The organism is Streptomyces sp. NPDC037242, assembly GCF_055604165.1.
The window spans coordinates 79,749-99,446 of the sequence record NZ_JBVJUY010000001.1; the positions used below are offsets into that span (position 1 = coordinate 79,749).

General features: G+C 69.1%; 13 protein-coding genes. 8 read left to right on the forward strand and 5 right to left on the reverse strand.

Features of this window, described 5'->3' with window-relative positions:
* Nucleotides 1–96 precede the first annotated feature (96 nt).
* Nucleotides 97–1,626: a helix-turn-helix domain-containing protein gene (locus ACZ7GJ_RS00335; protein WP_470747894.1), complete on the reverse strand. Its 1,530-nt coding sequence runs from the start codon at nt 1,624–1,626 to the stop codon at nt 97–99.
* A 57-nt stretch (nt 1,627–1,683) separates the two neighbouring features.
* Nucleotides 1,684–2,166, reverse strand: a complete 483-nt coding sequence (locus ACZ7GJ_RS00340) for a MarR family winged helix-turn-helix transcriptional regulator (protein ID WP_470747896.1) — start codon at nt 2,164–2,166, stop codon at nt 1,684–1,686.
* A 99-nt stretch (nt 2,167–2,265) separates the two neighbouring features.
* Between ACZ7GJ_RS00340 and ACZ7GJ_RS00345 the strand changes: the two genes are divergently transcribed.
* Nucleotides 2,266–3,150, forward strand: a complete 885-nt coding sequence (locus ACZ7GJ_RS00345; RefSeq protein ID WP_470747898.1) for a haloalkane dehalogenase — start codon at nt 2,266–2,268, stop codon at nt 3,148–3,150.
* Nucleotides 3,151–3,181: 31 nt separating this feature from the next.
* Here the strand turns inward: ACZ7GJ_RS00345 and ACZ7GJ_RS00350 are convergent, their stop codons facing one another.
* The gene (locus ACZ7GJ_RS00350) at nt 3,182–5,407 is read right to left on the reverse strand and encodes a DUF6585 family protein (protein WP_470747900.1); all 2,226 of its coding nucleotides are present in this window, start codon (nt 5,405–5,407) and stop codon (nt 3,182–3,184) included.
* Nucleotides 5,408–5,784: 377 nt separating this feature from the next.
* On the opposite strand from ACZ7GJ_RS00350, the gene acnA reads away from it, so the two are divergent.
* The 4 genes from acnA (at nt 5,785) to ACZ7GJ_RS00370 (ending at nt 12,175) form a co-directional block, all read left to right on the forward strand.
* Complete coding sequence (acnA, locus tag ACZ7GJ_RS00355; protein ID WP_470747902.1) at nt 5,785–8,499, forward strand: aconitate hydratase AcnA; 2,715 nt, start codon at nt 5,785–5,787, stop codon at nt 8,497–8,499.
* Nucleotides 8,500–8,819: 320 nt separating this feature from the next.
* The gene (gene ngcE / locus ACZ7GJ_RS00360) at nt 8,820–10,247 is read left to right on the forward strand and encodes an N-acetylglucosamine/diacetylchitobiose ABC transporter substrate-binding protein (RefSeq protein WP_470748702.1); all 1,428 of its coding nucleotides are present in this window, start codon (nt 8,820–8,822) and stop codon (nt 10,245–10,247) included.
* 43 nt (nt 10,248–10,290) lie between these two features.
* Nucleotides 10,291–11,235, forward strand: coding sequence for a carbohydrate ABC transporter permease (locus ACZ7GJ_RS00365; RefSeq protein ID WP_470747903.1), 945 nt, complete (start codon nt 10,291–10,293; stop codon nt 11,233–11,235).
* Between the two features lie 13 nt (nt 11,236–11,248).
* Nucleotides 11,249–12,175: a carbohydrate ABC transporter permease gene (locus ACZ7GJ_RS00370; RefSeq protein WP_470747905.1), complete on the forward strand. Its 927-nt coding sequence runs from the start codon at nt 11,249–11,251 to the stop codon at nt 12,173–12,175.
* 23 nt (nt 12,176–12,198) lie between these two features.
* On the opposite strand, the gene ACZ7GJ_RS00375 is transcribed toward ACZ7GJ_RS00370, so the two are convergent.
* Nucleotides 12,199–12,921, reverse strand: a complete 723-nt coding sequence (locus ACZ7GJ_RS00375) for an MgtC/SapB family protein (protein WP_470747907.1) — start codon at nt 12,919–12,921, stop codon at nt 12,199–12,201.
* A gap of 24 nt (nt 12,922–12,945) precedes the next feature.
* Nucleotides 12,946–15,666 (reverse strand): magnesium-translocating P-type ATPase, encoded by a 2,721-nt coding sequence (mgtA, locus tag ACZ7GJ_RS00380; protein WP_470747909.1) that lies wholly within the window; start codon nt 15,664–15,666, stop codon nt 12,946–12,948.
* A gap of 590 nt (nt 15,667–16,256) precedes the next feature.
* On the opposite strand from mgtA, the gene ACZ7GJ_RS00385 reads away from it, so the two are divergent.
* The 3 genes from ACZ7GJ_RS00385 (at nt 16,257) to ACZ7GJ_RS00395 (ending at nt 19,664) form a co-directional block, all read left to right on the forward strand.
* Nucleotides 16,257–17,471, forward strand: a complete 1,215-nt coding sequence (locus ACZ7GJ_RS00385; protein ID WP_470747911.1) for an ROK family transcriptional regulator — start codon at nt 16,257–16,259, stop codon at nt 17,469–17,471.
* A gap of 118 nt (nt 17,472–17,589) precedes the next feature.
* Nucleotides 17,590–18,696, forward strand: coding sequence for a sugar ABC transporter substrate-binding protein (locus ACZ7GJ_RS00390; RefSeq protein WP_470747913.1), 1,107 nt, complete (start codon nt 17,590–17,592; stop codon nt 18,694–18,696).
* Nucleotides 18,697–18,875: 179 nt separating this feature from the next.
* The gene (locus tag ACZ7GJ_RS00395) at nt 18,876–19,664 is read left to right on the forward strand and encodes an ATP-binding cassette domain-containing protein (protein WP_365920600.1); all 789 of its coding nucleotides are present in this window, start codon (nt 18,876–18,878) and stop codon (nt 19,662–19,664) included.
* Nucleotides 19,665–19,698 lie beyond the last annotated feature (34 nt).

Here is a 19,698-nt window from a genome sequence, read left to right on the forward strand (position 1 = left end):
CCCAAAACCCGGCCCGTGATCCACGCCACTACCACGAAAGCCCCCGCCAGGCTCTCCTGGCGGGGGCTTCGTCGTATCTCCGGTCTGCCCGGCGGGCTAGATGTCGCGGAAGATCTCGATCTGGGCGCCCACCGAGTTGAGGCGTTCTGCCAGTTCCTCGTAGCCGCGGTTGATGACGTAGACGTTGCGCAGGACCGAGGTGCCCTCGGCCGCCATCATCGCGAGGAGGACGACCACCGCCGGGCGCAGGGCCGGGGGGCACATCATTTCCGCCGCGCGCCAGCGGGTGGGGCCTTCGACCAGGACGCGGTGGGGGTCCAGGAGCTGGAGGCGGCCGCCGAGGCGGTTGAGGTCGGTCAGGTAGATGGCCCGGTTGTCGTACACCCAGTCGTGGATCAGGGTCTGGCCCTGGGCGACGGCGGCGATGGCCGCGAAGAACGGGACGTTGTCGATGTTCAGCCCGGGGAAGGGCATCGGGTGGATCTTGTCGATCGGCGCTTCGAGCTTCGACGGGCGGACCGTGAGGTCCACCAGGCGGGTGCGGCCGTTGTCGGCGGTGTACTCCGCCGAGCGGTCGTGGTCGAGGCCCATCTCCTCCAGGACCGCGAGCTCGATCTCCATGAACTCGATCGGCACCCGGCGGATCGTCAGCTCGGACTCCGTGACCACCGCGGCGGCGAGCAGGCTCATCGCCTCGACCGGGTCCTCGGAGGGGGAGTAGTCCACGTCCACGTCGATGTTCGGGACGCCGTGCACGGTCAGCGTGGTGGTGCCGACGCCCTCGACCTCGACGCCCAGCGCCTCCAGGAAGAAGCACAGGTCCTGGACCATGTAGTTGGAGGAGGCGTTGCGGATGACGGTGACGCCGTCGTGCCGCGCGGCGGCCAGCAGCGCGTTCTCGGTGACCGTGTCCCCGCGCTCGGTCAGCACGATCGGACGGTCGGGGGAGACCCCCGCCTCGACCTGCGCGTGGTAGATGCCCTCGGTCGCGGTGATGTCCAGGCCGAAGCGGCGCAGGGCGATCATGTGCGGCTCGATGGTGCGGGTGCCGAGGTCGCAGCCGCCCGCGTACGGCAGCCGGAAGCGGTCCATCCGGTGCAGCAGGGGGCCCAGGAACATGATGATGCTGCGGGTGCGGCGCGCGGCGTCCGCGTCGATGGCGTCCATGTCGAGACGGGCCGGCGGGACGATCTCCAGGTCCACGCCCTCGTTGATCCAGCGGGTGCGGACGCCGATGGAGTTCAGGACCTCCAGGAGGCGGTAGACCTCCTCGATGCGGGCCACGCGCCGGAGCACGGTACGGCCCTTGTTGAGGAGGGTGGCGCACAGCAGCGCGACACACGCGTTCTTGCTCGTCTTGACGTCGATCGCACCGGACAGCCGGCGCCCGCCGACGACGCGCAGGTGCATCGGACCGGCGTAGCCGAGGGAGACGATCTCGCTGTCGAGGGCTTCGCCGATCCGGGCGATCATCTCAAGGCTGATGTTCTGGTTGCCGCGTTCGATCCGGTTCACGGCGCTCTGGCTGGTGCCGAGCGCATCGGCGAGCTGGCTCTGTGTCCAGCCCCGGTGTTGCCGGGCGTCACGGATGAGCTTGCCGATGCGTACGAGGTAGTCGTCTGCCATGGCTGCACCGTATCTCAGATATGAGATTCTGCTCGCGCGGGGTGTGGCGTACGGGTGTTACCTGCCGTCAGTTCCCATGGTGGGGTCCGCGTGCGCATGGTGCTCGACGAGGCGGCCCAGGAGTCGGACGAGCTGCTCGCGCTCGGGTGGGGACAAAGGGGACAGGAGCTCCTCCTGGGCCGAGGCGAGGAGTTGTTCCAGCCTGCGCAGTCTGCGCCGGCCGAGCGGTGTGAGGGTGATGACGTTGCGCCGCCGGTCGCCGGGGTCGGGGGTCCGCTCGACCAGCTCGCGCTCGGCGAGTTCGTTGATGACCGCGACCAGGTCGCTGCGGTGGATGTCGGTGCGGCCGCTCAGTTCGGCCTGGCTCGCGGGTCCGAACTCCTCCAGGGCGACCAGGGCCGCGTAATGCCATTTGCGGGCATCTGCCCCGTTCAGTCCCTCGGCCACCAGCCGTTGGGCGTGCGTCGAGGCCTGGCTCAGCAGTCGGCTCGGCAGCTCCCGCAGCCGCGCCGGAACGACTTGGCCCTCTTCCGTGATCATGCGCGGAGTCTACCCCTTGCGTTGGTGGCACTAACGATATAATTTCGTTCGTGGCACTAACGTTAGTGTCGCAAACGATTATTCGGGAAGGGGCCTTCCATGCCCACGATCGGCGTACTCGACTCGACGGTGCACTACGAGGAGCTCGGCGCGGGCGCCACCGGCACCCCGTACGTCTTCCTGCACGGCAATCCCACCTCCTCCCACCTCTGGCGCGGCGTACTACCCCGGATCGAGGGCGCCGCACAGGGCCGGGTCCGCGTACTCGCTCCGGACCTCATCGGCATGGGCCGCTCCGGCAAGCCCGGCGGCGCGTACCGCTTCGAGGACCACGCCCGCTACCTGGACGCCTGGTTCGACGCCCTCGGCCTGGAGCAGGCCGTCCTCGTCGGCCAGGACTGGGGCGGGGCGCTCGCCCTTGACCGGGCTGCCCGGCACCCGGGACGGGTCCGCGGCATCGCCTTCATGGAAACGATCCTGCGGCCGATGACCTGGGAGGAGTACCCGGCTGCCGCCCGCGCCCGGTTCGAGGCGATGCGCACCCCGGGCACGGGGGAGGAGATGGTCCTGGACCGCAACGCCTTCATCGAGGACGGTATCCACCGGACGGTCCTGACCCCCATGGCGGCATCCGACCGGGCCGTCTACGCCGCCCCCTACCCCACCCGCGAGAGCCGGCTGCCGATGCTCCAGTGGGCCCGCTCGATGCCGCTCGGCGGCGAACCCGCCGACGTGGTCGCGCGGGTCGAGGGCTACGACGCATGGCTGGCGGCCAGTCCCGACGTGCCCAAGCTGCTGCTCACCTTCGACGGCTCGCCCACGCTGATGGTCGGGCCCGAGCTGACCGCCTGGTGCCGGGAGAACATCTCGGCGCTGGAGACCGAGTACTGCGGCGCCGCCGGCCACCTGTGCCCGGAGGACCGGCCAGAAGAGATCGCCGCCGCCGTCAGCGCATGGGCGGCCCGCCACGGCCTCTGCGGCTGACGCCCGCGCATCCCCCTCTGCTCTGCGCCCGCTACGGCTCGCCCGCCGACGTGCGCAGGTGTTCGGCGAGCGTCTGGAAGACGAAGAAGTTCGGGATCTCGCTCACCCGCGCCCGGGCCATCGCCCGCCGCTGCCCCTTGAGCTGGACCCTGACCCGGCCGCTCGCGACGGAGACCTCCTCGACCCGGTCCCAGGACGCCGTCCGCTCCCGCGCCGTCACCGCCTCCCGGCTCAGGGAGAACGCGCCGAAGGCCACCGCCCGGCCCTCCCGGACCTCGGCCAGCGCCCTGGGCAGTTGGGCCGCCGTCACCGCCTCCTGGAGCACGGGACCCCACTGGTCCGCGCCCGGCGCCACCCGGCCGGGCAGCAGGACCGAGCCGTCGGGACGGGTGAGCCGGTACGCGTGGGTGGTGTGGGTGTGCGCCCCGTTGTAGAAGTGCCGTACGACGTTCTGGCACACCGAGAGCGCGTCCCAGCGGCATGCGGCGGTGGCGCCGTCGGCCTCCGCGACGACCAGTCCGTGCTCGAAGAAGTGCAGTTGCGTACGCCCCCGGCCGGCGGCCCGGGCGGCCAGGGAGCGCATCCCGAGGGCCGCGGCGAAGGCGCCCGCGGCCATCGGGGCCACGGCGACGGACGTGTCGTAGCTCGCGGTGTGCCCGCCGAGCCCCGCCTCCCCGGCCGCTTTCCCGGCCGCCGTCCCGACCCGCGCGCTCCCGGCGCCCGGTGCGGTCCGCCCGCTGCCGTCCGCTCCGGTCGGCGGATCCACCGCGACCAGCTCGCCGCCGCCCCCCGACGGCGCCGGGCCGGTCGCGGCCATCCGCGCTCTGGGCCCCTTGCCCGAGTACTGGGCCCAGACGTTGATCAGTCCATTGCCGTCGATGTCGACGGTGACCTCGATCCGCGGGGCGCCCCGGCGGCTGCGGGGCGGCGGTCCGGCCAGCTCGACGGTGCCCAGCAGCTCGTTCTCCGCGGCCACGGCGTGCTCGCCCTGGTGGACCCTGATGAACAGGGGTCCGCTCCCGGTGCGGTCGAAGAGCATGGTGCGCCTGGCCGGAATGGTGTTGTTGCGCTCGACGACGCACGTCATGACACCGCCCTCGGTCTCCACGCCCACCGACTTGCAGGTGGCGTCGAGCAGCAGGGCGTCCCGGCACCGCCCCGTCAGGACCGCGGCCTGGATCGCGGCCCCGCCCGCGGCTCCTTCGTCCCCGTACGCCGCCCTGCCCGGCTCCAGTCCGCCGGTCAGCTCGCGTACGAGCTCGACGAACGCGGGCATCCGGGTCGCGCCGCCGGCCAGCACGACGTGGTCGATCTCACGCAGCGGGATGCCGGCGTCCCTGACGACCCCGTGGAACACGGCGGCGCAGCGCCCCAGCAGGCCGCGGGTCAGCTGCTCGAACTCGGCGCGGGTCAGCCGCTCCTCCAGGTGCAGCGGCCCGTCGGGCGAGCCGGCGATGAAGGGCAGGCTGACGGTGGTCTCGGCGACCGAGGAGAGGTCGGTCTTCGCCTGCTCGGCCGCCTCGCGCAACCGCCGCGCCGCCGCCTCGTCCCCGTACAGGTCGACCCCGTGCGCCTCGCGGAACCGCGCGGCGAGGCCGTCGGCCAGGGCCCGGTCCCACTCGGCGCCGCCCAGGCCGCAGTCGCCGGCGCCGGCCTTGATCTCGGCGACGAGCTCGCCGCCGGCCCGGCCGGTCTCCAGCAGGCACGCGTCGAAGCTGCCGCCGCCCAGGCGGAACACGAGCACGGTGTCGTCCGCGCCGGCCCTGGCCACCCCGTTCGCCAGCGCCACCGCGGCCGGCTCGCTGAGGACGCGCAGCACATTGAGGCCCGCGAGCGCCCCGGCCTCCCGGGTGGCCTGCCGCTGGGCCTCGCCGAAGTCCGCCGGAACCGTGATCACGGCGTCGGTCACCGGCTCGCCGAGGTGGGCCTCGGCGTCCGCCTTGAGCCGGCCCAGCAGGAGCGCGGCGATCCGCTGCGCGGTGTACGTCTCCCCGTCGATCCGAAGGGTCCAGTCGGTGCCCAGGCGCCGCCGGACCCCGTCGACGGTCCGGGCGGCATTGGTGGCGGCCTGGCGCCGGGCGGCCTCGCCGACCAGGACCTCGCCGTCCGCGGCGAAGGCGACCACGGCGGGGGTGGTGCGGGAACCCCCGGCGCCGGGGACGGCCGCCGGAGCGCCGCCGTACCCGTCCGTGCCCCCGGTGAGTACGGACACGGCGCAGCGGTCCGTCCCCAGGTCGATCCCCACCGCACGTGCCACAGCCGCCCCTCTGATGCGGAATCCCGGCCCCCCGGCCTCTTCGAAGCAGGATAGGGAGCGCGGGTGCGTGCACATAGGGCGTACGGGGGCTCGGCGAGGGGCGGTGTTCGCGCCGTTTGCGCCGGTCGGCGCGCCGGATGCGGGCGGGCGCGAGGGCCCCGGCGGCAGGCCGTGACGGCGGGCCGACGGGTCCGCACCTCGTCCGGGCCGCGGAGATGTACTAGAGTTATCTCGACATCGAGATATCTGCCCAAGACGTACCGCAGCCGTCCCGCTGGTAAGGGTTACCTAACTTAGCCTCACCTTAGCGGATTGGCCAGAGTGCCTCGCGGCAGGATTGCGGTAAAAGCGCGAATTCATGCATGAAGGAGACTGTCGTGTCGGCGAACAGCTTCGACGCCCGCAGCACGCTGCAGGTGGGCGACGAGTCGTACGAGATCTTCAAGCTGGACAAGGTCGAGGGCTCCGCCCGCCTTCCCTACAGCCTGAAGGTCCTGCTGGAGAACCTGCTCCGCACCGAGGACGGCGCGAACATCACCGCCGACCACATCCGGTCGCTCGGCAACTGGGACTCGCAGGCCCAGCCCAGCGAGGAGATCCAGTTCACGCCGGCTCGCGTGATCATGCAGGACTTCACCGGTGTGCCCTGCGTCGTGGACCTCGCCACCATGCGTGAGGCCGTGAAGGCCCTCGGCGGCGACCCGGCGAAGATCAACCCGCTCTCGCCCGCCGAGATGGTCATCGACCACTCGGTCATCGCCGACAAGTTCGGCACGAAGGACGCCTTCGCGCAGAACGTCGAGCTGGAGTACGGCCGCAACAAGGAGCGCTACCAGTTCCTGCGCTGGGGCCAGACCGCCTTCGACGACTTCAAGGTCGTCCCCCCGGGCACCGGCATCGTCCACCAGGTCAACATCGAGCACCTGGCCCGCACGGTCATGGTCCGTAACGGCCAGGCGTACCCCGACACCCTCGTCGGCACCGACTCGCACACCACCATGGTCAACGGCCTGGGCGTGCTGGGCTGGGGCGTCGGCGGCATCGAGGCCGAGGCCGCGATGCTCGGCCAGCCGGTCTCCATGCTGATCCCGCGCGTCGTCGGCTTCAAGCTGACCGGCGAGCTGCCGACCGGCACCACCGCCACCGACCTCGTGCTGACCATCACCGAGATGCTCCGCAAGCACGGCGTCGTCGGCAAGTTCGTCGAGTTCTACGGTGAGGGCGTCGCCGCCACCTCGCTGGCGAACCGCGCCACCATCGGCAACATGTCGCCGGAGTTCGGCTCCACCGCCGCGATCTTCCCGATCGACGACGAGACCCTGAAGTACCTGCGCCTGACCGGCCGCGACGCGCAGCAGGTCGCGCTCGTCGAGGCGTACGCCAAGGAGCAGGGCCTGTGGCTGGACCCGGCCGCCGAGCCGGACTTCTCCGAGAAGCTGGAGCTCGACCTCTCCACGGTCGTCCCCTCCATCGCCGGCCCGAAGCGCCCGCAGGACCGCATCATCCTCGCCAACGCCTCGCAGCAGTTCGCGCTGGACGTGCGCAACTACGTCGAGGACGACGACGAGGCGGGCAAGGAGTCCTTCCCGGCCTCCGACTCCCCGGCCGCCACCAACGGCGTGCCGAGCCGCCCGACCCAGGTCACCCTGGCCGACGGCACCTCCTTCGAGATCGACCACGGCGCCGTCACCGTCGCCGCGATCACCTCCTGCACCAACACCTCGAACCCCTACGTCATGGTCGCCGCGGCGCTCGTGGCCAAGAAGGCGGTCGAGAAGGGCCTGTCCCGCAAGCCGTGGGTCAAGACCACCCTGGCCCCGGGCTCGAAGGTCGTCACCGACTACTTCGACAAGGCCGGCCTGACCCCGTACCTCGACAAGATGGGCTTCAACCTCGTCGGGTACGGCTGCACCACCTGCATCGGCAACTCCGGTCCGCTGGACGAGGAGATCTCGAAGGCGATCAACGAGCACGACCTCGCGGTCACCTCGGTCCTCTCGGGCAACCGCAACTTCGAGGGCCGCATCAACCCCGACGTCAAGATGAACTACCTGGCCTCCCCGCCGCTGGTCGTCGCGTACGCCATCGCGGGCTCCATGAAGGTCGACATCACAACGGACGCCATCGGCATCGACACCGAGGGCAACCCGGTCTTCCTCAAGGACATCTGGCCCTCCGAGGCCGAGGTCAACGACGTCGTGGCGAACGCCATCGGCGAGGACATGTTCAGCAAGTCCTACCAGGACGTCTTCGCGGGCGACGCCCAGTGGCAGGCGCTGTCGATCCCGACCGGCAACACCTTCGAGTGGGACCCGCAGTCCACCTACGTGCGCAAGCCCCCTTACTTCGAGGGCATGACGATGGAGACCTCCCCGGTCTCCGACATCGCCGGCGCGCGCGTGCTGGCGAAGCTGGGCGACTCGGTCACCACCGACCACATCTCCCCGGCCGGTGCGATCAAGGCCGACACCCCGGCCGGCAAGTACCTCACCGAGCACGGCGTCGAGCGCCGCGACTTCAACTCGTACGGTTCCCGCCGCGGCAACCACGAGGTCATGATCCGCGGTACGTTCGCCAACATCCGCCTGCGCAACCAGATCGCGCCGGGCACCGAGGGTGGCTTCACCCGCGACTTCACCGTCGACGGTGCGCCGGTCGCCTTCATCTACGACGCCTCGCAGAACTACCAGGCCGCCGGCATCCCGCTGGTCATCCTGGCGGGCAAGGAGTACGGCTCTGGCTCGTCCCGCGACTGGGCCGCCAAGGGCACCGCGCTGCTCGGCGTCAAGGCCGTCATCGCCGAGTCCTACGAGCGCATCCACCGCTCCAACCTGATCGGCATGGGCGTCCTGCCCCTGCAGTTCCCCGAGGGCGCCACGGCGGCCACCCTGGGCCTCACCGGCGAGGAGACCTTCGCCTTCACCGGTGTGGAGGAGCTGAACAACGGCACCACCCCGCGCACGGTGAAGGTGACCACCGACACCGGCGTGGAGTTCGACGCGGTCGTCCGCATCGACACGCCGGGTGAGGCGGACTACTACCGCAACGGCGGCATCATGCAGTACGTGCTCCGCAACCTCATCCGCGGCTGAGCACTGGCCAAGCACTCAAACGCTTAGGCGAATCGGCACCAAAGGGCCGTATCCCCGTTAAGGGGGTACGGCCCTTCCGCTTTTCGTGGTCGCGGTTTCAGATGACGGACAGGTCTCAACTCGGAAAAGCTGGCGTGATCCTTGTGCACGATCTTGCTCAGCCGACCGGAAGTGGACTATACCTGTGCCCGTCCGGACCGCCGCGCTACGAGCGGCCACGGACCGGGGGACGGCAGGGACCTGCGGCGATGCCCGTATGAACGGCAACTGCCGTGGTTTCCAGCCTCCTTCACACTCCTGACGAAGGCGAGGACATGAGCATGGGATCCACTGGTGAGGGCCTCGGCCGCCGCGATCTGATCAAGCGTTCCGCAGCACTCGGACTTATCACCGTGCCGACGATGAGCTTCCTGTCCGCCTGCGCCTCCGGCGGTGAGGAGAAGCCCAAGGACGCCCCCTCCGGCGCGGCGATCAGCAAGGAGAACCCCTTCGGCGTGGCGAAGGGCAGCAAGCTCGACGTGGTCGTCTTCAAGGGCGGCTACGGCGACGAGTACGCCAAGGCGTGGGAGGCCGCCTTCGACAAGAAGTGGGGCACCACCTCCTCCCACCTCGCCACCCAGGAGATCACCTCCAAGCTCCAGCCGCGCTTCAACGGCGGCAACCCGCCGGACGTCGTCGACGACTCCGGCGCCCAGCAGATCAAGCTGGACGTCCTCGTGAAGGGCAACCAGCTCGCCGACCTCACCGCGGTGCTCGACGCGCCCTCGCTCGACGACCCCACCAAGAAGGTGCGGGACATGCTGATCGCCGGCACCATCGAGGGCGGCACGCAGGGCGGCAAGTTCGTCTCGCTGAACTACGTCTACACCGTCTGGGGCCTGTGGTACTCCGGCAAGCTCTTCAAGGAGAAGGGCTGGACCCCGCCGAAGACCTGGGACGAGTTCCTCGCCGTCTGCACGAAGGCCAAGGACGCCGGCATCGGCGGTCTCGCCCACCAGGGCAAGTACCCGTACTACATCAACGTCGCCATCATGGACCTGATCGCCAAGAAGGGCGGCCTGGATTCCGTGAAGGCGATCGACAACCTCGAACCGAACGCCTTCGAGAACAACCCGGTCGCCCTGGAGGCGGTCGAGGCGGTCTACGAGATCGTCGAGAAGAACCTCCTGATGCCGGGCACCAACGGCCTGACCCACACCGAGTCCCAGACCCAGTGGAACCAGTACAAGGCCGCCTTCATCACCTCCGGCTCCTGGCTGGAGAACGAGCAGCTCAAGCAGACCCCGGACGACTTCGACATGCAGTTCCTGCCGATGCCCGTCCTGGCCGGCAGCAAGCTGCCCTTCGACGCCATCCGGGCCGGCGCAGGCGAGCCCTTCATCGTCCCGGAGAAGGCCGCGAACAAGGCCGGCGGCCTGGAGTTCATCCGTTCGATGCTGTCGCGCGAATGGTCGACGATCTTCGCCAAGGAAGCCAACTCGCTGACCGTCGTCAAGGACGGCGTGGACCCGGCCGTGCAGCTGCGGCCCGGCACCAAGTCCGCGGTCGCGGCCCTCAAGGCGGCGGGGGACAACACCTTCAACTACCGTTACCCGGACTGGTACAGCGAGATGGACACGGAGATCCAGAACGCGTCCAATGAGCTGATGGCCAAGCGCATCCAGCCCAAGGAATGGATCAAGCGGGCCCAGGCTGCGGTAAACAAGGCGACCCAGGACCCGAACGCCAAGAACAACAAGCGCAGCTGACGCAGCGTCCACCGGTCACCGGGCAACACCAGGGACGGACACCATGAGCCAAGTAGCCAACAGCAAGGGACGGGGCGGCTTCATCGCCGGCTTCCTCTTCCTGCCCCTCGCGCTGTACCTGACCTTTGTCATCTGGCCGTACATTCAGACGTTCGGCTATTCCTTCACCAACTGGACCGGCCAGTCACCGACATTCGACTTCGTCGGCCTGGACAACTACTCGGCCCTGATGAAGGACGAGGTCTTCCGAGGCGCACTGCTGCACAACCTGCTGCTCCTGGTGTTCGTCCCCGCGGTCACCATCCTGATCTCCCTGTTCTTCGCCTTCATGCTGAACGCCGGCGGGCGCAGCGGGGCCGGCGGCGTCCAGGGGGTCCGGGGATCGGCGTTCTACAAAATCGTTTACTTCTTCCCGCAGGTGCTCTCCCTCGCGATCCTCGCGGTGCTCTTCGGCGCCGTGTACCGCAGTGACCAGGGAGGCCTGCTCAACGGCTTCCTCATGAAGCTGGGCCTGGTCGACCCACAGCACCCCGTCGAATGGCTCAACGAGCCCAAGTTCGTCCTGTGGTGCCTGCTCCTGGTCGTCGTCTGGCACGGGGTCGGCTTCTACCTCGTCCTCTTCTCGGCGGCCATGCAGTCGGTCCCCAAGGACATCTACGAAGCCGCGCTGCTCGACGGCGCGGGGCGCGCCCAGACCTTCTTCAAGGTCACGCTGCCCCTGCTGTGGGATTCTGTGCAGACCTCCGCGGTCTACCTGGGCATCGCCGCGATGGACATGTTCGTCCTCGTGTCGACCATGACCTCGGGCCAGTTCGGCGGCGGACCCGACCACCACAGCGAGGTCATGGCGACGGTGCTGATGCGCAACTTCCTCCACTTCGGCAAGGCGGGCTACGCCTGCGCCATGGGGGTCGTCATGCTCCTCCTCACCCTGATCCTCTCCGTCATCACGCTGCGTGCCACCCGCCGCGAGCGCGTCGAGTTCTGAGCGGGAGACCACGATGACCACAGTGATCAAAGCACCGGGCGAGGCGGCCGCAGAGCGCACCGCCGGCACCGGTCGGGCCGGCGGCCGGAGCAAGGGCGGCTCCGACGGCATGGCCCTCAACGTCTTCTCCCACGGCTTCCTCGCCGTGTGGGGGATACTGATCGTCCTGCCCCTGATCTGGCTGGTGCTCGGCTCCTTCAAGACCGACGCGCAGATCGGCGGCTCGGCCCTGAGCTGGCCGTCCCACTGGGAGTTCGACGCCTTCGGCCGGGCCTGGAGCAAGGGCATCGGAGACTACTTCGCCAACACGGTGATCGTGATGGCGTTCTCGGTACCCCTGACCATGCTGCTCGGCTCGATGGCCGCCTACGTACTGGCCCGCTACCCCTTCAGGGGCAACCGGCTGATCTACTACTTCTTCGTCAGCGGGGCGATGTTCCCCGTCTTCCTGGCGCTCGTCCCGCTGTTCTTCATGGTGAAGCGGCTGGACATGCTCAACTCGTACCAGGGCCTGATCCTCGTGTACGTGGCCTACTCGATGCCCTTCACCGTCTTCTTCATGCACTCCTTCTTCCGCACTCTGCCGACGGCCGTGCACGAGGCGGCGGTGATCGACGGGGCCTCGCACACCCGGATCTTCTTCCAGGTGATGCTGCCGATGGCCAAGCCCGGCCTGATCAGCGTCGGGATATTCAACATGCTGGGCCAGTGGAACCAGTACATCCTGCCGTCCGTACTGATGCAGCCGCAGACGGGATCCGACCCCGAGCGGTACATGCTCACCCAGGGCCTCATCCAACTCCAGTACCAGATGGGCTACGAGACGGACCTGCCGGTGCTGTTCGCCGGCGTCACCATCGCGATGATCCCGATGCTGGTGGTCTACCTGTCCTTCCAGCGCCAGATCCAGGCCGGACTGACCTCGGCCACCCTCAAGTAGCCCGAGGCCCCGCCGGCCCGAGGTCACCCCGTGGAGTCGGGGACGACCGACCAGCTGACCGCCGAGACCGAGGGGTCGAGCGAGAGGTTGCTGACCGCTTCCTCCAGCGCCCGGCCCCCCTGCCCCTCGGCGGTCAGCAGGGCCGACACCGTCACCAGGCCGTCCTTGGGGCCGTCCTGGCTGCGGATCGAGCGCAGCTGGTAGCCGGGCCGGCCCAGCGCGTCGACCAGCCGGTGGCGGATGTGGGCCTCCTCCGCCTCCAGGCACACCGCCTCGAAGTGGAAGTCGGTGGCCACCTCGGCCCCGCCGCGCGGCTCGCGGTCCAGGCGCCGGCCCAGCGGGCGCAGCAGGAGGTTGGCCCCCACCACGCCCGCCGTGCCGAAGGCGGCCAGTACGAACAGGCCCACGCCGGCCAGGCAGCCCACGGCCGCCGAACACCACAGGGTGGCAGCCGTGTTCAGGCCCCGCACGCTCAGCCCGTCCCGCATGATCACCCCGGCGCCGAGGAAACCGATCCCGGAGACGATCTGCGCCGCGACCCGCGAGCCGTCGTAGCTCACCTCCGAGGCCGCGCTCAGGAACCCGTACTGCGAGAGCAGCACGAACAGCGCCGCGCCGCCCGCCACCAGTGCGTTCGTACGCAGTCCCGCCATCCGGGCGCGCCACTGCCGTTCCAGGCCGATCGCCGCTCCGAATCCGAGCGCGGCGGCCAGGTGTCCGGCCATCTCCCATTCGCTGAGCAGCATCGGCCTCTCTCCTTTCCTCGTCTTTCAGAGCCAGGTGTTGAACTTGCGGATGTACCAGGTCTTCACGAACTGCGTGAGCGTGCAGTAAGCGAGCAGTACGCCGATCAGCCACGGGAAGTAGCTCGCCGGCAGGGCCACGAAGCCCAGCGAGGACGCGAGCGGCGAGAAGGGCAGGTAGAGCCCGGTCAGCACCGCGAGGACGGTCATCACCATCACCGGCCAGGAGGCCCGCGACTGGATGAAGGGGATCTTGCGGGTACGGATCATGTGGACGATCAGGGTCTGCGAGAGCAGGCCCTCGATGAACCAGCCGGACTGGAAGAGCGAGGCGCCGGCCTCGGTGTTGGCGCCGAAGACGTTCCACATGATCAGGAACATCGAGATGTCGAAGATGGAGCTGACGGGGCCGATGGTCACCATGAAGCGGAAGATGCCCTTGGCGTCCCAGTTGCGCGGCTTGCGCAGGTACTCCTCGTCCATCCGGTCCCACGGCGTGGCCAGCTGGGAGATGTCGTAGACCAGGTTCTGTACGAGCAGCATGATCGCGAGCATCGGCTGGAAGGGGATGAACGCGCTCGCCACCAGCACCGAGAAGACATTGCCGAAGTTCGACGACGCCGTCATCTTGATGTACTTGATCGTGTTGCCGAAGGTGGTCCGGCCCTGGACGACGCCCTGCTCCAGGACGGTCAGGTCCTTCTCCAGCAGGATGATGTCGGCGGACTCCTTGGCGATGTCGACGGCGGTGTCGACCGAGATGCCGACGTCGGCGTCGCGCAGCGCCGCCGCGTCGTTGATGCCGTCCCCGAGGAAGCCGACGGTGTGCCCGTCCGCCTGCAGGGCCCGTACGATCCGGGCCTTCTGGACGGGGTTGACCTTGGCGAAGACCGTCGTACGGGCGGCCAGCGCGCGCAGCGCCGGGTCGTCGAGGTCGTCGATCTCGGAGCCGGGGACCACGTGGCCCACCTCGATGCCGACGTCGGCGCAGACCCGGGCGGCGACGAGCTCGTTGTCGCCGGTGACCACCTTCACCGCGATGCCCTTGTCGGCGAGGCCCTGGAGGGCCGCGGCCGCGTCGGCCTTCGGCGGGTCGAGGAAGGCGAGGAAGCCGACCAGGGTCAGCTGGTCCTCGTCGGCGACGGTGTAGGTCTCGCGCGGGCTGGGGATGGTGCGGGTGGCGACGGCCAGGACGCGCAGGCCCTGCCGGTTGTTGTCCTCGGCGATGCGGGTGACGTGCCAGCGCAGCTGTTCGGTCAGCTCGACCTTCCTGCCGCGGTCCGTCATGTGCGTGCAGAGGTCCAGGACCTCTTCGACGGCGCCCTTGGTGATCATGACGTGCTCGGCGCGGCCGAGTCCGCCCACGACGCTGTTGCGGTTGAGGACCACGGACATCCGGCGCCGGGCGAAGTCGAAGGGGATCTCGTCGACCATCGAGAACCGTGCGTCGACGACAACCTCCTCGGCCTCGCCCACGCGGTCGATGACCGCCTGGTCCATCAGGTTCTTCAGGCCGGTCTGGAAGTGCGAGTTGAGGTAGCCGTACTCCAGGACCTCGTTGTCCTCGTTGCCGTGCACGTCCAGGTAGCGGTCCAGGACGATGCGGTCCTCGGTGAGGGTGCCGGTCTTGTCGGTGCAGAGCACGTCCATCGCGCCCAGGTTCTGGATCGCGTTGAGCCGCTTGACGACGACCTTGCGCTTGGACATGGCCACCGCGCCGCGCGCCAGGTTGGCGGAGACGACCATCGGCAGCATCTCGGGGGTCAGGCCGACCGCCACGGCGATACCGAAGAGGAAGGCCTCGTCCCAGTCGCCCTTGGTCAGGCCGTTGATCATGAAGACGATCGGGACCATGACCAGCATGAAGCGGATCAGCAGGAAGCTGACCTTGCGCACGCCGGTGTCGAAGTTGGTCTGCGGGCGCTCGCCGACCAGCGAGCCGGCCATCGAGCCGAAGTAGGTGCCGGCGCCGGTGGCGACGACGACTCCGGTGGCGGTGCCGGAGGTGACCGAAGTCCCCATCAGGCAGAGGTTGTCGGCCTCGACCGGGTCGGTGGTCTCCTGCTGGCCCAGGTCCTCGGACCGGGTGTCGGCCTTGGCGACCGGAAGGGACTCGCCGGACAGCGCGGCCTGGCTGACCATCAGGTCCTTGGAGGTGATCAGCCGCAGGTCGGCCGGGATCAGGTCGCCGGCCGCCAGCTTGACCAGGTCGCCCGGGACCACCTGGTCCATGGGCACCTCGAAGGTGGTCGGGCCCGAGCCGCTGCCGGCCCGGCGCTGCACCGCGCAGGTGGTGGTGACGAGCTGCTTCAGCGCGTCGGCGGCGCGACCCGAGCGGAACTCCTGCCAGAAGCGCAGCAGTCCGCTGACCCCCACCATCACGGAGAGGATGACGACGCCCGGGTCCTCGGGGTCCTGCCAGTACATGATCGCGGCCAGGAAGACCAGGACGGCGATGAAGGGGTTCCAGAAGGCCTTCGCCAGCTGGACGAACCAGAGCGGCGCGCGCTCCTGGGCGACGACGTTGGCGCCGTGCCGCTCCAGGCGCAGGGCGGCCTCGGTGTGGGTGAGGCCGGTGCGCGAGGTGTCCACGTCCTGAAGGACCTGGACGCCCGGGCGGGCGCTGATCGCGGTGAGGCGCTCGCCGACGAGCCGGGTACGGGACTCCAGCTCGGCGGCCTTGCGCTCGCGGCGGCTCCGGCCCGGCGGTGCGAGCTTGGTGGGGGTACGAGGGGTGAGCATGGTCATGACGAATACCTCCCTCCACGGCGTCCGGGCAGCACGGAGCCGCACGGTCACGTGGAGTGATCATGGGTCGGCGCGCGGCGGCACGAAGGGGCCGCGGGACGCCGATGGGCATGGATGACGCGGGCCCGGCGAAAGGGCCGGGAGGCCCGCGGAAGGGGTTGCGAAGATGAATGCAGGAAGCGTCGCGGCGGCGGAGGGCCGCGGCCGGGCGCACACTCGAAGAAAGGGTCAGCCGGTCAGAACGGGTCTGAGCTGGTCAGCCGACGAGAGCGCTGCAAGGACTTCGATCGGGACTCATCCCGAACACCTCCTTGCGTAGCGCGGTCATTGAAAGGCGCCCGGTCCGGCCGGAAGAGGCCGCAGAGGATCGGCGCCTCAGCGACCGTAGCACGATCTCTGGGGCCTTTCTCTCCTCCTTTTGGCCGGTACGTCCGATTCGCTCGGCGTCAGCCCCTTGACGTCGCGATGAGCAAAGGCTCGACTTAAGGTTCACAAGTTGGAGAGACGCCGGGGTCTCGGAGCACACAGCCGCGACGGCCCGGCCGGGGGGCGACGGCTGGCCGTCGCTTATGGGCAGGAGTGGATGAGTCGTGCAGACTCCCGGATCGCAGTCCTCGCTGCACCGCGCGAACCTCGAACGGGTCGTACGTGCGGTGCGGCTCGCGGGTTCGCTGACCCAGGCGGAGATCGCCCGTACCACCGGACTGTCGGCGGCCACGGTCTCGAACATCGTCCGGGAGCTCAAGGAGGCCGGGACCGTCGAGGTCACGGACACCTCGGCCGGCGGCCGGCGGGCGCGCAGCGTCTCGCTCAGCGGTGACGCCGGCATCGTCATCGGCGTCGACTTCGGCCACACCCACCTGCGGGTGGCCGTCGGGAACCTGGCCCACCAGGTCCTCGCCGAGGAGTCCGAGCCGCTGGACGTGGACGCCTCCTGGACGGACGGCTTCGACCGGGCCGAGGCCCTGGTCGGCCGGCTGATCGCGTCCATCGGAGTGGGCCTGGAGAAGGTCATCGGCGTCGGGCTCGGCGTGCCGGGACCGATCGACGTGGAGTCCGGAACCCTCGGATCCACCGCGATCCTGCCTGGCTGGGCCGGGATCAACCCCCGCCAGGAGCTCTCGCAGCGCCTGGGCGTGCCCGTGTACGTGGACAACGACGCGAACCTCGGGGCGCTCGGTGAACTCGTATGGGGGAGCGGGCGGGGAGTGAAAGACCTCGCCTACATCAAGGTCGCCAGCGGCGTCGGCGCCGGGCTGGTGATCAATGGCCAGATCTACCGCGGACCCGGCGGAACCGCGGGCGAGATCGGGCACATCACGCTGGACGAGTCCGGCCCGGTCTGCCGCTGCGGCAACCGCGGCTGCCTGGAGACGTTCGCCGCCGCCCGCTACGTACTGCCGCTCCTCCAGGGCAGCCACGGACCGGAGTTGACGATGGAGCGGGTGGTCGAGCTGGCCCGTGAGGGGGACCCGGGCTGCCGCCGCGTCATCACGGACGTGGGCCGCCACATCGGCAGCGGAGTGGCCAGCCTGTGCAATCTCCTGAACCCGAGCAGGGTGGTGCTCGGGGGCTCGCTCGCCGACGCCGGTGAACTCGTACTGGCTCCGATCCGTGAATCCGTGGGGAGGTACGCGATTCCCAGCGCGGCCCGGCAGTTGTCGGTGCTGACGGGGTCGTTGGGCGGCCGCGCCGAGGTGCTGGGCGCGCTGGCCCTCGTACTCAGCGAGATGGGCGATTCGACCCTTTTGGCGGAAAATAGTAGTGGGGTGCGAGCTCCAGCCGTCTTGTCTTCAGTTAGATAACGGATGGCACCGTTGTCATCTCGTTAAGGATTCACTCCTTGACGCCAAGATTGCGGCCGGGGTTGACTCACATCCACCTCGGCCGCAGTGTTGCGGCCTCGTCAGGGAGGTTCAAGTAATGAACACGCGTATGCGTAGAGCCGCCGTAGCCGTTGCCGCCGGCACCATGGCCGTTTCGCTCGCTGCCTGTGGCAGCGCGAAGGAGGCCGGAGACAAGACGAAGGACTCCGGCGCCGCCAAGGGTGACGCGATCAAGATCGGTCTGCTCCTGCCGGAGAACCAGACCGCGCGCTACGAGAAGTTCGACAAGCCGCTCATCGAGAAGAAGATCGCCGAACTCACCGGCGGCAAGGCCGAGGTGGTCTACGCCAACGCCAAGCAGGACGCGACCACGCAGAACTCCCAGGTCGACACGATGATCACCAACAAGGTGAACGTCCTGATCGTCGACGCCGTGGACGCCAAGGCCATCGCCGGCTCGGTCAAGAAGGCGAAGGAGGCCGGCATCCCGGTCGTCGCCTACGACCGCCTGGCCGAGGGCCCGATCGACGCCTACACCTCCTTCGACAACGAAGAGGTCGGCAAGGTCCAGGGCAAGGCGCTCCTGGAGGCGCTCGGCGACAAGGCCAAGGACGGCCAGATCGTCATGATGAACGGTTCGGTCACCGACCCGAACGCCAAGCTCTTCAAGGCCGGAGCGCACTCCGTCCTCGACGGCAAGGTGAACATCGGCAAGGAGTACGACACCGTCGAGTGGAAGCCCGAGAACGCCAACACGAACATGGCCGGCGCGATCGCGGCGCTCGGCAAGGACAAGATCATCGGCGTCTACTCGGCCAACGACGGCATGGCCGGCGGCATCATCACCGCCCTCAAGGCCGGCGGTCTGAACCCCCTGCCCCCGGTCACCGGCCAGGACGCCGAACTCGCCGGTGTGCAGCGGATCGTGGCGGGCGAGCAGTTCATGAGCGTCTACAAGCCGTACGCCCCCGAGGCCGAGGCCGCCGCGAAGATGGCCGTCGCCCTCGCCAAGGGTGAGAAGCCTGTCGGCACCTCCACCGTCGACAGCGGCAGCGCCAAGGGCGTCCCGGCCGTGCTGATCCCGGTCGTCTCGCTCACCAAGAACAACATCAAGGACACCGTCATCAAGGACGGCGTCTACACGGCCGACGAGATCTGCACCGACAAGTACGCGGCCGCCTGCGCCACCCTCGGCCTGAAGTAAGGCCCCCGTCGCCCTCCCGCAGAGCGACCCCCGTGCCTGTCCGGCGCCCCGCCCCCAACTTCCCGCCACCGGCGGGGCGCCGGCACAGAAACGCTTCTCTTCCCCCCTTGTCTGATTCCCCCGTTCACCCCGCTCCTGCTCTTTTGCACGACATCCCCGCCGGTCAGGCGGCGAAGGAGATGGTTCATGTGTCCGCTGCGCCCGTGCTGGCGTTGCGAGGGGTCTCGAAGCGGTTCGGCGCCGTTCAGGCCCTCACCGACGTAGAACTCGAGATCCACTCCGGCGAGGTGGTCGCCCTCGTCGGCGACAACGGCGCCGGTAAGTCCACGCTGGTCAAGACGATTGCCGGCGTGCACCCCATCGATGACGGCGTCATCGAGTGGGAGGGCCGCCCGGTCACGATCACCAAGCCCCACGACGCCCAGAACCTGGGCATCGCGACGGTCTACCAGGACCTCGCGCTGTGCGACAACATCGATGTCGTCGGCAACCTCTTCCTGGGCCGCGAGCTCAAGCGCCGCGGTGTCCTGGACGAGGTGGAGATGGAGCGCCGCGCCCGCGAGCTCCTGACCACCCTGTCCATCCGGATCCCCAGTGTCCGCATCCCCATCGCCTCGCTCTCCGGCGGCCAGCGCCAGACCGTGGCGATCGCCCGCTCGATGCTGGGAGAGCCCCAGCTCGTGATCCTCGACGAGCCCACCGCCGCCCTCGGCGTCGAGCAGACCGCACAGGTCCTCGACCTGGTGGAGCGGCTGCGCGAGCGCGGCCACGCGGTCATCCTCATCAGCCACAACATGGCCGATGTGAAGGCCGTCGCCGACAAGGTGGCGGTGCTGCGGCTGGGCCGCAACAACGGTGTCTTCAGCGTCGCCGACACCTCGCAGGAAGAGATCATCTCCGCCATCACCGGTGCCACGGACAACGCCGTGACCCGCCGGGCGGCCCGCACCGGGGAGGCCCGCAAGTGAGCACCCAGAACCCTCCCGCCGGCCCGCTGGGCAA